This window comes from Dethiobacter alkaliphilus AHT 1 (genome assembly GCF_000174415.1).
Lineage (GTDB): Bacteria > Bacillota > Dethiobacteria > Dethiobacterales > Dethiobacteraceae > Dethiobacter > Dethiobacter alkaliphilus.
In genome coordinates this window covers 146,247-159,969 of record NZ_ACJM01000006.1, presented here as the reverse complement: position 1 = coordinate 159,969, position 13,723 = coordinate 146,247, and the positions used below count along the sequence as shown (strand labels likewise).

Below are 13,723 nucleotides of genomic sequence, written 5' to 3'. Positions count from 1 at the left end.
ACATCCTTTTGCTCAAAAGCCTTTAAACATTGTAAAATAGTGTGATAACGATTATACTAATAATTGGCAGTAAATAAGGAAGGACAATCCAGTATTTGATTTTGACTATATCAGGAGGCCTAAATGAGGAGGAACTTATGGAAAATGACAGGAAAATAGCAGTTTTAATTGATGCCGATAATGTTTCGGAAAAATACATAAAGTATATTTTTGATGAAATATCTAATCACGGCACACCCACGTATAAGCGAATTTACGGGGATTGGACAAAACCCCAGCTTACGCCCTGGAAAAATGTCTTACTTAACTATTCTATTACCCCCATTCAGCAGTACAGTTACACAACGGGTAAAAATGCCACAGATGCAGCATTAATTATTGATGCCATGGATATTCTCTATTCAGAGAATGTGGACGGGTTTTGTATTGTTTCCAGTGACAGTGATTTCACTAAGCTGGCAGCCCGTTTAAGAGAAGCGGGGATGTATGTGATCGGTATGGGTGAAAAAAAGACACCCACGCCATTTATCGCTGCCTGTGAGAAATTTAAGTACCTGGAAGTTCTGGCTGCAATTCCCGCAGCTTCCGACGAACCTAAAGGAAAAAAGCCGGAAACCCAAAAAGATGGCTTGGCAGATATTGATGATTTAATTGAATCCATAAAAATCATCGTCACAGAAAGCTCCGACGAAGACGGCTGGGCCTTTCTTGGAGAAGTGGGCAAAAAGCTAAACATGCGCTACCCCGATTTTGATACCAGAAACTATGGGCATTCTAAGCTGACTCCGCTTATCTCATCTTTAAAGCAGTTTGAGATCCAGCCCCGCAGAACCAGTAACCCGCATATCACCCATTACTTTATTAAAAATAAAGCATAGCCACAATTTGCCCGGACATTGTCCGGGTTTTTTATTGTTTAGATTTAGTGTGTCGGGTAAATACTACTGGGAAAGAATATTATGACTGGGGTGGTTGAATTTGACTAAAAGCGTTATTATTGGAGCAGTCTTAATTGGGGTGCTTGTTTTGGTTGCTGTTTTCGTCCTGCCCAATGGAGAGGCGGACCCGGAAGTTCCGCCGGAGAATGGAAATGGCGAACAGGTGGCACAGGCCGAATATGTGGGCAGTGACTCCTGTCAGGGCTGTCACAGTGAAGCATATGCCGGTTGGTTGCAGACAGAACACCCTTATATGATTCAGGAAGCAGATGAAATCTGGCCGGAAGCCGCAGCAGCCTTAGAAGAGGCTTTGGCTGATCCTGAGAGTGAGTTTGTGGAAATAGGCCGTGGCCATGGCCGCATTGAATCTTTGGATGAAATCCAGTATGTGGTGGGCCAGCGCTGGAAACAACGTTTTGTGGTGAAAACAGAAGAAGGGTTTGCCTTTCTGCAAAGTCAGTACTATCCGCTGGGAGCAGACGGTCCCGGACTCTATGTATATGGTGCGGGAAGGATTTATGAAGACCGTTGCTTGGCCTGTCATGCCACCGGCTTTGATTTGGAAGCTGCCAACAATTTAGACAGAACCGCTGATGACTACCGTCTGGAATCGGTCACCGCCGAGCTTGGTGTGGGATGTGAAGCTTGCCACGGGCCCGGATCTATTCACGCAGGCAGCCCTGCCGCTGATAACATTCAGAATCCGCGTGACCACAGCACCCAGGCGCAGAATGATTTTTGCGGCTTCTGTCATGCCAGAAACAACGGACATGTGGAGCTAGAAGGCAGGGAAGATCCGGTGGGTTACCAAGTTGGTGGTGATCTGAGGGATGTAACCCGGCCTCTGAGTTTGGCCACCGGTGAAAACGTCTGGCGGATGGTAATCGATGATGAAACGGAAGGGTATTACGACAGGGAAGAAGAAGGCAGTATGCGTTTCTTTGCCGACGGTGCTGCCCGTTCACACCGTATGGCCTATAATGACCTGGAGCAGAATAACGAAAAGTTTGCAGCCATGAGCTGCATCGACTGTCATAACCCGCACAGTGAAAACAGCCTCACGGCCGACAGCTTTGATGAACTGTGTGCCCAATGCCACGACGAGACCTTTGATATTGACGAGATAATGCCCCTAAGGGCCATGAGCAGTAACACTCCTGATATCAGAACCCATACCTTCTTTCCCGGTGGCGTGGGTAATCCCAATGATGACGTTATCCCCATGGCCGTCCCTCCATCTGATATCGACTAGCTGAAAACCACAACCGCCTCCACATGAGGCGGTTGTTCAATTTATACCGGAAGTTATAAAGTACATGCAGCCGTTGCATTAGGGCAATGCATGTTACTTGTAAAAATATATTGTTAAAATTACAAGTATTATTTATAATGTAGCCATGGGAGGTGTTATAGTGAAGGAAAAGCAAAAAAAAGCAACTTTCACTTTACCCGAATCGCTGTTGAATAAACTTCGGATTTATGCGGACGAAGAAAAAATCCCCTCTGCTAACGCAGCTGTCCGTGAAGCAATAGAACAATATATAACTGCGCTTGAGGAAGAGGAGTTTGCCCGGGAGATGGATAAAGCAGCCAATGATCCGGAATTTATCAAAGACATAGAAGAGGCAGAAAAAGATTTTGCCTATGCTGATGCGGAGATGTCCAGGAGAATGCCAAAATGGTAGAGTACCGTTGGAGTATCTTTTGGGCGAACCTTGACCCTGTGGTGGGTTCAGAGCAAGCAGGAATGCGGCCGGTAATAGTAGTTTCTTCGGAGACAGTAAATCAGAGGTTGCCGGTGGTTGCCGTTTTACCCCTCACTTCGCTGCGGTCTTCAGGTAAAGTATATCCCACAGAAGTTTTCCTTGCCAAAGAAGTTACGGGATTGCCCAAAGACTCTGTTGTTATGGCACATCAAATACGCACTATTGCTAAAAATCGCCTGGGAGAACAATGTGGAAAGGTTGCTTCTGCAAAATTGCAGGTAGCAATCAGAGAAGCGCTTGCCAAATTCATCCCCTGAACGTTTACGGCATCTTGCCGTTTTTTCTCTTAAACGCGTGATATGTATCACGGTAATTATCGTTCCCTACACGCTACAATAGACTAGAGTAAGGGGGGAGAATTATGGAGAAAGAAAAAATAGCTGTGCTGCGCTGTGAGATTGTCTCGGAAGTATGTCCGGGAGCGGGCTGCCTAAAAGCACTGAATGCTCGGCGGGTGCATTTTGAAGACACACCCCAGGATGCGGAGTTAATCGGCTTTATTACCTGTGGCGGGTGTTCAGGCCGGCGGGTATCCAGGCTGATAAAGTCACTACTTAAAAGCGGGCTTACCACCGTACATCTCAGTTCCTGTATGCTTTTGGACAAAGACTATCCAAAATGTCCGCACATAGATGGAATCAAAAACACCATCGATAAACTGGGTGTAAAAATCGTAGAGGGTACACATCACTAGGTGGACAGTTAAACCTGTCCCCCCGTCCACAGATAGGTGTGGACCGGGGCCAAATGGACAAGTGAGACAAAAACACCTGCCTGTCCTCGCAGAGGGTCCCCTTTGTCTCAGGTGTGGACAAATAAACCTGTCCCTCTGTCCACGAGGAAAAGCTGCCGGTGCGTTAATGCACCGGCAGCTTTTTTGTTGGGGTTTGCGACGCAAACCCTGTTTATTTTATCATCTGTGGGGTTGTGGTTGTTTGTAGGCCAGCAGGATAATTTCTTCACTGCTGTGGTCCGGTTGGGAGTTAAGAAACTTTTCTGCCTCGCGGATTTTGTTCAGATCTTTGTCCGACAGGCTGGCAAATTGGGCATGGTCTTTGGTATGATGCAAAGTTTAAGCCACCTCCTTAACGTTTATATTTTATTTTTTGTGGAATCCTTTTTGTTATACGGGAATATTAAAGGATTTGTTCCCAAAATGGAGAATCAATGAAAAGTTAGTCCCGTAAGGGATGATTTGGCATATCATAAAAACGGGCCATTTTTTTTAGCATAGTTTCAGACAGGAGGAGCTTCTTATGTGTGGATTTGTAGGGATTTGGAATAAATCGGGCCAACCTGTATCCAGGGATTTGGAGGCCATGACGAGTACTTTTTGCCACCGCGGACCCGACGATGCGGATGTTGCAGAAATTGGCCATGTGGCACTTGGCTTTCGGCGCCTGAAGATTATTGATTTATCGCCGCGGGGCAGGCAGCCCATGTTTAATGAAGATGCTACTCTTGCCATGGTATTTAACGGGGAAATTTATAACTATAAGCCACTGCGCCAGGAGTTAATAGAAAAGGGGCATGATTTCCGCAGTGATGCCGACAGTGAAGTGGTGCTGCATTTATATGAAGAAGAAGGAATGGATTGCGTCAAAAAGCTGCGGGGCATGTTTGCTTTCTGCATCTATGATAAAAAGAAGGATCTGTTTTTTGGCGCCCGGGACCGTTTCGGTATCAAGCCGCTGTTTTATACGGAAACGGACAGCACTTTTGCGCTGGCCTCCGAATCCAAGGCATTCCTCAATCTGCCTGATTTTACTGCCAGAGTAAATGAAGCGGCGCTGCCCCATTACTTAACCTTTCAGTACGTTCCCGAACCGGAAACCATGTTTGCCGGTGTTTATAAGATTCCTCCGGCCCATACCTTTATCTGGCAAAACGGCAAGCTAAGCCTCTCCAGGTACTGGCAGCCCACCTTTAATCCAAAAGAAGATGTGCCCTTTGAAGAGTTTTTGGAAGGCACCAGAGAGATTATGCGGGAATCGGTGAAGCTGCATACCCAGGCCGATGTTCCTTTAGGTGCCTTTCTTTCCGGCGGCATCGACTCCACGGTGATTGTGGGTCTGTTGCGGGAGCTGGGACCGGTCTCCACTTTCAGTGTGGGTTATGAAGATGAAAATTACAGCGAATTAAATGAAGCCCGGGAGTCGGCCACTTACCTGGAAACAGACCACCATGAATACCGCATTCCCCCCGGTGAGTTTTGGAACTACCTGCCCCAGTTGGTCTGGCACTTTGACGATCCGGTGGCAGATCCTGCGGCTATTTCTTTATTCTTTGTGGCGAAGATGGCCAGCAAAAATATTACTGTAACCCTGTCCGGTGAAGGAGCCGATGAAGTGTTTGGCGGCTACGGCATTTATCGCGAATCCCAGGCTTTGCGCCCGCTTTCCGGTTTACCGCGTCCGCTGCTGAAAGCGGCGCATAGCTTAATGCCCGGGTTTTTGCCCGGAAAAAACTATGTGCGCCGCGCGGCAACCCCCATAGAAGAGCGTTATTTCGGCAATGCTTATATCTTTAATGAAGTTGAAAAAGCGCAACTGCTCAAACAGAAGAATTTCCCGCCGGCCACTGTTATTACCGCTCCGTATTATAAAGAAGCAGCGGACTATGATGATGTGCAGAAAATGCAGTATATCGATATCCATACCTGGATGACCGGCGATATTCTGGTAAAGGCCGATAAGATGACCATGGCCAATTCCCTGGAGCTGCGGGTTCCCTATCTGGACCACCATGTCTTCGAATTTGCTTCCACCATTCCCACCAAATACAAGATTAAAGACCAGATGACAAAAATCACCCTGCGTCAGGCCTTTGCCGATTTGGTGCCGCCCTCGGCGGTGAATCGGCCCAAGCGTGGCTTTCCGGTGCCCACCCGGGTCTGGCTGCGCGGCCCGCTGGCCAAAGATGTGGCCAGCCTGCTTTCCGATCCTGCCTTGGGGCAGTATTTTGACCTGGATTACATCAAAAAATTACTCGAAGACCACAAGGCCGGAAGGGCCGATAACAGCCGAAAATTATGGACTCTTGTCATTTTTGCTCTCTGGCGGTTAAAATTCTTAGATTAAATTGTCAATATTAAAATTCTCTTAAATTTTTAAAGGAAAATAGCAATCAATCTCGAAACTAAAAAAAGGCGCTGAATGCGCTTTTTTCTTTTGTGCCATTTGGTACAAACAGTTTGAAAAAATTACGATATTGGACACAGATTTATCACGTTTGCAGTAGGGGCGGGTGGTATAATCTATGGTAGTAAATAGTGCTAACAATCACAAGAATGGCGGTGACGGGTTGCAGACAAGGGTTGAAATCAAAAATCTGAGCAAAGCTTACCACATTCGCAAATTGTTCACAGATGTCACAGTTACAATACCCGACCGTTCCGTTTTTGTGGTGCTGGGCCACAACGGTGCCGGCAAAACCACTTTTTTGCGCATTATGTGCGGACTGATTCCTGCCACATCCGGACAAGTGGACTATATCATAGACGGTCAAGTCCTGACCCCGGCAGAAAAGCGTGCTCAGCTGGGTCTGGTTTCACCGGATCTGCAGCTCTATGATGATCTGACCGCGGTGGAGAACCTGGAGTTTTTCTCCGAAGTACGGGGCTTGCCCTTTACAATTGACAGAGCCCGGGAAATGATGGAGTTTGTGGGGTTAAAAGGACGCGGCCACGATTTTGTGGGCACCTATTCTTCCGGTATGAAGCAGCGCATGAAGTATGCCTACGCTCTTTTGCATGAGCCGCACATTCTGGTTTTAGACGAACCCACTTCCAACCTGGACGAGGTAGGCGTGGCGCTGGTGGACCGCATTATTAAGCGCCAAAAGGAAAAAGGAATAGTTATAATGGCCACCAATGAGCCAGAGGAGGTGTCCTACGGTGATCAGACTCTTTCCCTGGCTTAAGCATGGCATAGCTGTTTTGAAAAAAGATTTGCGGGTGGAGTTTCGCACCCGTTATGCCTATAGCGCTCTGGTGATGTTTGCCGTCACCACCCTGGTGACCGTGAGTTTCTCCGTGGGAGGCTTTCTGGTTGGAGATGACGCCATCAATATTACTGCCGCACTACTCTGGATTATCCTGTTCTTCTCCGCCATGGCCGGCTTGTCCCGCACCTTTGTGCAGGAGGAAGAATCGGGAACGGTGATTGCCCTGAAAATGGCGGCGGAACCGGAACCGGTTTTGCTGGGCAAATATCTGTTTAACGTTTTTTTACTGCTTAGTCTGACGGTGTTAATTCTGCCGCTTTATCTGGTAATGCTAAATATTTCAGTTCCATTGCCTCTTGGCCTTTTGGCCACCGTGTTTCTGGGCAGTGTGGGGCTGGCCGGCGCCAGCACCATTTTGGCCGCCATCGTCTCCAAAGCCGGCGCCAAAGGATCGCTGATGACTGTTTTGGCTTTTCCCATTTTGCTGCCGCTGTTGTTTAGCGCAATTAACGCCACACGGGTGGCGCTGGGAGGAGATGCACCGGCAGCCATAGTGCCCGATTTGTGGATGCTGTTCTTCTACAACGGTGTGGCTATTGTGGCTTCGCTATTATTATTTGAGTATGTCTGGAACGAATAGACAACATCCGATATAGCACCTGAGAAAATGAATCTAAACATCTACAGAAAGTGAGGGGAAGAAAGAGTGATCTGGCAAGTAATTTTGGGCCTGTGGATGACAGCGGTGGTTATTGCCTCATTTGTGTATGTACCTGCCATTCCCGGCTTTGGTGCCACCGGTGAGACTGCCCGCATTATCATCTACCATGTCCCCGCTGCCTGGGTTGCCGTCCTGGCCTATCTGATGGCCATGGTGAATTCCATCGGCTACCTGAAAAAAGGTGACATCGCCCTGGACCGCAAAGCACAGGTTAACGCCGAACTGGGCACCATCTTTTGTGTATTGGCCACAGTTACCGGGGCAATCTGGAGTCATGCCGCCTGGGGTGTGTACTGGAACTGGGATCCCCGGCAGACATCCATTGCAGTACTTTTAATGATTTATGCCGCATATTTCGTGCTGCGCAGCGCTATCCCTGATTCGGACAGACGGGCCCGCCTGTCGGCGGTATATTCCATCCTGGCATTTATTACCGTACCTTTTCTTGTTTTCATCGTACCGCGTATCTACTATTCACTACATCCGGACCTGATTGGGGCAGGCGAAGGCGTATCTGTTATGAGTGGTGAAGTGCTGGTGGTGTTTTTAGCATCGCTTGCCGGTTTCACTGCGCTTTATGCCTGGATGTATAAAGTGCAGGTTCGTTTGGAAAATCTGCTCTATAAGCAAGCTATGAAAAGGGGGGCCTAAAGTATGGGTGAAATGGGGTATGTTTTAGCTGCTACCGTTATTACCTGGGTTGGATTGTTCCTGTATCTGTTGCGTGTAGATCTTAAAGTCCGGGAGGCTGAGCGCCGTGAAGAAGTATGATAAGATCATTTTGGTAGTGCTGTTGCTGGTCTTTGCCGTAGGCATCGGTTTTACCGCCAGATCGGCATTTGAGTCCTATATTACCTTTGCAGAAGCCCGGGAAGCTACCCGTAACGTCCAGGTAAAAGGCGTGGCTCTTGAAGGTACTGTGATTGAACATGATTTGGAAACATGGTCTTTTGAACTGGAGGATTTGGCCGGGGAAACACAGCGTGTAACCCATCAGGGCAATATGCCTCCCAACCTTTTTGAGGCGGACAATGTGGTGGTTGTTGGCCAATTTGACGACAACGACTTTGTGGCCAGCCAAATCCTGGTTAAGTGCCCGTCCAAATACGCACCGGAAGAAGAATAATCTCCAGCTAACAAACTATCTTTGGAGGGATAACCTTGGCTAAGGAAACACCGGGCACACCGGAACAACAACAAACTCCGGATAACCCAGTAAGACAGATCGTTGATTTTCTAGGCTCCATGCAGCTTGGTATAATTCTATTGCTGATTTTGGCTGTGGTATCAATTTATGCTACCTTGACGCCATATGAAACGGTTATTGATAACGTCTACCATACCTGGTGGTTTTTGGGCATCATGGGCTTTGCCTCACTGAACCTGCTGCTCTGCACCGTGGAGCGCATTGGTCCGCTGAAGCGGCAGGCGCTAAACCCCAACCGGGTTATGAAAGCAGATACCATCAGAAAAATGCAGGTAAGCCGTGCTTTCAACATGAAGCATGACAAAGATGCCGAGTATGATCCGCTGGATATTGCCGCCAGCGCATTTAATGCCAACGGACTAAAAGTCTCCGTGGAAGAAGGGCCTGAAGGCACCGCTATTTTCGGGGAAAGAGGAAAATACGGCTACTTTGGCTCCATTGTAACTCATTTGAGCCTGCTGTTAATCCTCCTTGGTGCCATGTACGGCGGCCTCACCGGTTTTGAAGCCAGAAACGGCGGCTGGGCCGGCGGTAACTTTTTTGTCCAGGAGGGCAACTTCCGCGTGGACATTCATGATGTGACCATGGTTCAGGAAGACGACCCCACAGTCCGTCCCCGGGTCTACACCGACATGACGGTTTCCCGCGCTGGAAGTCCTATTTATGAAGGCACCGTGGCCATTAACGAACCGGCTCGTTTTGAAGGAACCACCATCTACCACTCCACTTTCATGTACCTACCCATCATCACGGTACGGGATCTGGAAACAGGTGAAGAGCGGACCGACCTTTACTTTGAAGGCGACCGCGTGACCATTGATGATCAGGGAAATTATATTCAAATCATGCAGTTTTTCCCCAACTTCTCCATGCGCCCCGACGGCACTCCTGTTAACGTAAACTACGATCCGCAGCGTCCGGTAACCGCCGGTATTCTGGTGGAAAACGGACAGCGCAGTGGCTCGGTGTTTATGCAGATAAATGAGCCGGAAATCATTGAAACCGCTGCCGGCGAAATTGAAGTAATGATGACCGACTTCGATGTGGCTGCCGTATTCTCCATTGCCAAGAACCTGGGCCGTCCCTGGTTGTTTATCGGTTCTGTGTTAATGGTAGTGGGCCTGTATATGAGCTTTTTCCTCTTCCCGCGCCGGTTCTATGCCGTCTACGACGAGAAAAAGTCCCAACTTCTTATTGGTGGGCGCGGCTATCGTAACCGCCTGGGCATTGAGCAGGTCATGGAACGCATCGAGACAGAAATTCAAGACAGAGAGGAAGAGTAATAATGACTGGTCTGATAGAAGTATCCCAGCAGGCCGTACAGCTGGAGAATACGTTATTCACCCTGGCGGCAGTCGGTTATTTGTTGGCCACCATCGGTTACCTGGCCAATCTGTTTGGTAAGACGGAGTGGGGCCCCTTTGCTTCCATCATCCTGCGTGTAACACTGTTGATTCATACCGCCTTTATTATTACCCGCGGCATTAACGTGCAGCGTGTTCCCTTTGTGGGCCACTATGAATTCGGCAACCTGTTTATCTGGGGCAGCGCCCTGATTTACGTCTGGACCGAGTGGCGTCTGAAAGAAAAATATTATTCGGTGGGCGCCTTTATGACTCCCCTGATTATGATCTATGTAGCTTATCTCACCGTAATCCCCAACATTATTCCCGCCGTTACCATCAACCGTACCCACACTGCGCTACGTCCGGTGCTCCAGTCTCCCTGGCTCACCTATCACGTTACCACCTCCGTTTTGGGTTACGCCGGTTTCACCCTGGCTTTTGCCGCCGCCATCATGTGGCTGGTTAAAACCTATCTGGGTGAGGGTTCGGGCCTGGGCCGGTCACTGCCCAAGCCAAAAGTGTTGGAAGAATATATGTACCGCGGTGCAGTATTTGGCTTTCTGTTCCAGACCATCATGATCATCACCGGAGCCATCTGGGCCGATACCTCCTGGGGCCGCTACTGGGCCTGGGACCCCAAAGAAATGTGGTCCCTCATTACCTGGTTTGTTTTTGCCGTCTATCTCCACGCCCGCTTTACCCGCGGCTGGACCGGTTTCCGCACCGTGACACTGGTTGTGGTGGGCTGGGTCTGCATGGTCTTTACCTGGGTAGGCGTAGCCTGGCTGCTTAGCGGTATCCATTCCTTCGGTTAAGCCATAAAAAAGCGCACTAAAGTTAACAGGGAAGCGGCGCCGGCAGGATATGCCTGCCGCGCCGTAACCTTACCTTGATTAAGCAACACGCCGCCTGGCGAATACAGGATTTTGGGGTGTTACAGGTGACAGAAATCGTTATTATTGGTATCAATCATAAAACAGCTCACGTGGAAACACGTGAAAAGCTTGCCTTCTCTGAGAGCCAGTTGGAGCGCTCCCTGGCTTTTTGCCGGGAAAATAGCGGTATTTCCGAGTGTGCCATTCTTACCACCTGCAACCGCACGGAAATCTACGCCACCGGCGCAGATCAGCAAACCATCACCCAGCTGATTATGCAGATGCTCTCCGAGGTTAAGGGTATCGACACCGATGAAGTGCGGCCCAACCTTTATATCCACGCCCAGGAAAAAGCGGTGGAACATCTCTTTACCGTTACCGCCGGCCTGGATTCCATGGTTCTGGGGGAAACACAGATTTTGGGCCAGGTTAAAGACGCCTACGCCAAGGCCACCGAGGCCGGCACGGTAGGCTCAACCTTCCATGCTCTCTTCCGGCAATCAGTTACCGCCGCCAAGCGGGTGCAGACCGAGACGGCCATTAACCAAAACGCCGCCTCCGTTTCCTATGCCGCCGTGGAGCTGGCCAAAAAAATCTTTGGCCGCCTGGATAACCGCACCGCCCTGATTCTCGGTGCCGGCAAGATGAGTGAGCTGACCCTGCGTCATCTCTATGACCAGGGCGTTAAAAAAGTAATCGTTGTCAACCGCACCAAGGAGCGGGCCGACAAACTGGCCGCCTGCTTCGGCGGCGTATCAGAATACTATGAAAAGCGACGCGACTGTTTAATTCAGGCTGATATTGTGATATCTTCCACAGGTGCGCCGCATTTTGTGTTGGATAAAGAAGAAATGGCTTCCGTCATGCGGGCCCGGCGTGGCAAACCCATCTTTCTCATCGACATCGCCGTTCCCCGCGACATCGACCCCAAGATTAACGATCTGGAAAACATCTACCTCTACGACATCGACGATTTGCAGGCGGTGGTGGCTTCCAACCTAAAGGACCGGGAACATGAAGCGGTCAAAGCCCGCCTGATTATGAAAGAAGAAATCTCCGAGTTCCAGATCTGGTTTAAGACCCAGGAAGTAACCCCGCTGATTGCCGCCCTGCGGCGCAAAGCGGAATCCATCCGCAAAACGGAACTGGAAGTTTCCCTGGGCAAACGCCTGGCCAATTTAAGCGACAAAGAGAAGAAGCATGTGGAAAACCTCACCAAAGCCATTGTCAACAGGATTTTACGCGAACCGGTGCTGCGCATCAAAGAATTTGCCTTAGACGAAAACAGCGACCTCTACGTAGCATCGCTTTGCCAGCTGTTTGACCTGGAAGAAGGTCCAAACGGCGAACTTCAGCCCCGCCTGCCGCAAGAACAGGAAGAGGCAGCGGGCAGTAAGGCAGAGGGGGCGCATCACTAGTGGAAAACATCGGTTTAGCATTTTATACGTTAACAATTTGCTTTTTCTTTGCCTCGGCGGTAATGTTTCTTATCGACCTCAATTCCGCTGAGAAAGATCTTTTCAATATAGCCCGTAAACTACTAATCGCCGGTTTTGCCGCACTTACCATCCTCATTATCGGCCGCGGCATCACCTACGGCTACGCACCGCTGTACACTTTCCACGAAACGCTTCTGATTCTCACCTGGACCGCGGCCCTGGTTCCCATCTTCCTGGACCGCACCTACAGTTTCCGCTCCATATACCATTTCAGTGCACCACTTTTATTTCTCATCCTCTTTTTTGCCTTCTTCGTTTCTCCTGAAAGGGTGGAACTGCTGCCGGGAATCAAAAGCTTTTGGCTCTTTACCCATATTGTCACCGTAATCATCGCCTATGGCACCTTTGCCATGGCCTTTGTCACTTCCTTAATGTATCTTTTGGTAGATAACCAGCTAAAAAAGAAAAAGTTCTCCACCATCACACAAAAACTGCCCAGCCTGGATGCGCTGGATCTCTACATCCACAAACTGGTCTCAGTGGGATTCTTCCTGCTGACCATCAGCATCATCCTGGGCGCCATCTGGGCGCAAAATGTCTGGGGAGCGTACTGGCGCTGGGAACCCAAAGAAATCTGGTCCCTTGTCACCTGGATCATTTATGCTGCCTACCTGCACACCCGCCTGGCCTCCGGCTGGCAGGGTCGCAAAGTGGCCATGCTCAATTCTTTCGGTTTTGCCACCGTCCTCTTTAATTACGTGGTGGTGCGCTTCATCTTTGCCTCAGGCATGCACCAGTATCCCTTTTATTAAAATTAATGCTGTTACAAGGTGATTATGGAAAAAAACTATTATCCCGTATTCCTACAACTGAAAAACAAGCAGTGTGTGGTCGTTGGCGGAGGAGACGTGGCAGCACGAAAAGTGGCGGCGCTTCTGGCTTGCGATGCCGTGGTCCGTGTAATCAGTCCGGAAATTGTTCCCGAACTGCAGACACTGGCCGATACAAACCGCATTGAAGCCATATGCCGTCCCTACACCAGGGAGTCTCTGGCCGACGCCTTTATTGTGATTGCCGCCACAAACAATCACCAGGTAAACCAACTGGTGGCAGAGCACTGCCATGAAGATGGTATCCCCGTAAACGTAGCAGACGCTCCACATTTGTGCGACTTCATCGTCCCCGCCACCATCCGGCGCGGACCGCTAACCATCGCCGTTTCCACCGGCGGCACCCTGCCGGCCATGGCCAAAAAAATCCGCCGCCAACTGGAAAACGATTTCGACGAAGCCTACGGTGAGCTGCTCACCGCCTTAGGCCAGGCCCGCACCCAGGTCCTGGACCAAATACCGGATTCGGCCCGGCGCAAACGCATCTTTACCGCTCTGGCCGCAGAAGATTTACTCTCAACCATCCACCAGGGCGGCCGCGCCGCTTTGGATAGACGGATAGCAGAAATTATCCAACATACAAAATGATTTTATTA

General features: G+C 49.6%; 17 protein-coding genes. 16 read left to right on the top strand and 1 reads right to left on the bottom strand.

The window, feature by feature from the left end; translation table 11 throughout:
- Positions 1-137 precede the first annotated feature (137 nt).
- From DEALDRAFT_RS07305 to DEALDRAFT_RS07285, 5 genes are all read left to right on the top strand, one after another.
- Positions 138-878 carry an NYN domain-containing protein gene (locus DEALDRAFT_RS07305; protein ID WP_008516259.1) on the top strand — a complete coding sequence of 247 codons (741 nt, stop codon included), beginning with the start codon at positions 138-140 and terminating at the stop codon, positions 876-878.
- Between the two features lie 100 nt (positions 879-978).
- A complete protein-coding gene (locus tag DEALDRAFT_RS07300; protein WP_008516257.1) occupies positions 979-2,190 on the top strand; it encodes a cytochrome c3 family protein in 1,212 nt (403 codons plus the stop codon).
- Between the two features lie 160 nt (positions 2,191-2,350).
- On the top strand, positions 2,351-2,623 hold the full coding sequence (locus DEALDRAFT_RS07295) for a ribbon-helix-helix domain-containing protein (RefSeq protein WP_008516255.1): 273 nt from the start codon (positions 2,351-2,353) through the stop codon (positions 2,621-2,623).
- Entirely contained in the window at positions 2,617-2,961 is a 345-nt protein-coding gene (locus DEALDRAFT_RS07290) for a type II toxin-antitoxin system PemK/MazF family toxin (protein ID WP_008516253.1), read from the top strand. Before DEALDRAFT_RS07295 ends, DEALDRAFT_RS07290 begins: the two co-directional genes overlap by 7 nt.
- 104 nt (positions 2,962-3,065) lie before the next feature.
- Positions 3,066-3,398 (top strand): CGGC domain-containing protein, encoded by a 333-nt coding sequence (locus tag DEALDRAFT_RS07285; RefSeq protein WP_008516251.1) that lies wholly within the window; start codon positions 3,066-3,068, stop codon positions 3,396-3,398.
- A 219-nt stretch (positions 3,399-3,617) separates the two neighbouring features.
- Here DEALDRAFT_RS07285 and DEALDRAFT_RS16870 read toward each other — a convergent pair whose 3' ends face one another.
- Positions 3,618-3,773, bottom strand: a complete 156-nt coding sequence (locus DEALDRAFT_RS16870) for a hypothetical protein (protein ID WP_008516248.1) — start codon at positions 3,771-3,773, stop codon at positions 3,618-3,620.
- A gap of 187 nt (positions 3,774-3,960) precedes the next feature.
- Here DEALDRAFT_RS16870 and asnB point away from each other — a divergent pair, with 187 nt between their 5' ends.
- The 11 genes from asnB (at position 3,961) to DEALDRAFT_RS07235 (ending at position 13,715) form a co-directional block, all read left to right on the top strand.
- Positions 3,961-5,784: an asparagine synthase (glutamine-hydrolyzing) gene (gene asnB / locus DEALDRAFT_RS07280; RefSeq protein ID WP_008516246.1), complete on the top strand. Its 1,824-nt coding sequence runs from the start codon at positions 3,961-3,963 to the stop codon at positions 5,782-5,784.
- A gap of 178 nt (positions 5,785-5,962) precedes the next feature.
- Positions 5,963-6,625, top strand: coding sequence for an ABC transporter ATP-binding protein (locus DEALDRAFT_RS07275; protein WP_008516244.1), 663 nt, complete (start codon positions 5,963-5,965; stop codon positions 6,623-6,625).
- Entirely contained in the window at positions 6,600-7,289 is a 690-nt protein-coding gene (locus DEALDRAFT_RS07270; RefSeq protein ID WP_008516242.1) for a heme exporter protein CcmB, read from the top strand. Before DEALDRAFT_RS07275 ends, DEALDRAFT_RS07270 begins: the two co-directional genes overlap by 26 nt.
- Before the next feature lie 66 nt (positions 7,290-7,355).
- Positions 7,356-8,021, top strand: coding sequence for a cytochrome c biogenesis protein (locus DEALDRAFT_RS07265; RefSeq protein ID WP_008516241.1), 666 nt, complete (start codon positions 7,356-7,358; stop codon positions 8,019-8,021).
- Positions 8,022-8,024: 3 nt separating this feature from the next.
- Positions 8,025-8,141, top strand: a complete 117-nt coding sequence (locus DEALDRAFT_RS16455) for a CcmD family protein (protein WP_008516239.1) — start codon at positions 8,025-8,027, stop codon at positions 8,139-8,141.
- Positions 8,128-8,496 (top strand): cytochrome c maturation protein CcmE domain-containing protein, encoded by a 369-nt coding sequence (locus DEALDRAFT_RS15960; RefSeq protein WP_008516238.1) that lies wholly within the window; start codon positions 8,128-8,130, stop codon positions 8,494-8,496. The genes DEALDRAFT_RS16455 and DEALDRAFT_RS15960 overlap by 14 nt, the downstream gene beginning before the upstream one ends.
- 35 nt (positions 8,497-8,531) lie before the next feature.
- Positions 8,532-9,860, top strand: coding sequence for a cytochrome c biogenesis protein ResB (locus DEALDRAFT_RS07255; protein ID WP_008516237.1), 1,329 nt, complete (start codon positions 8,532-8,534; stop codon positions 9,858-9,860).
- Between the two features lie 2 nt (positions 9,861-9,862).
- On the top strand, positions 9,863-10,738 hold the full coding sequence (ccsB, locus tag DEALDRAFT_RS07250; protein ID WP_008516236.1) for a c-type cytochrome biogenesis protein CcsB: 876 nt from the start codon (positions 9,863-9,865) through the stop codon (positions 10,736-10,738).
- Between the two features lie 125 nt (positions 10,739-10,863).
- Positions 10,864-12,216 carry a glutamyl-tRNA reductase gene (gene hemA, locus DEALDRAFT_RS07245; RefSeq protein WP_161598022.1) on the top strand — a complete coding sequence of 451 codons (1,353 nt, stop codon included), beginning with the start codon at positions 10,864-10,866 and terminating at the stop codon, positions 12,214-12,216.
- Entirely contained in the window at positions 12,216-13,049 is an 834-nt protein-coding gene (ccsB, locus tag DEALDRAFT_RS07240; RefSeq protein WP_008516234.1) for a c-type cytochrome biogenesis protein CcsB, read from the top strand. The genes hemA and ccsB (DEALDRAFT_RS07240) overlap by 1 nt, the downstream gene beginning before the upstream one ends.
- 24 nt (positions 13,050-13,073) lie before the next feature.
- Positions 13,074-13,715 (top strand): precorrin-2 dehydrogenase/sirohydrochlorin ferrochelatase family protein, encoded by a 642-nt coding sequence (locus DEALDRAFT_RS07235; protein WP_008516233.1) that lies wholly within the window; start codon positions 13,074-13,076, stop codon positions 13,713-13,715.
- Positions 13,716-13,723 lie beyond the last annotated feature (8 nt).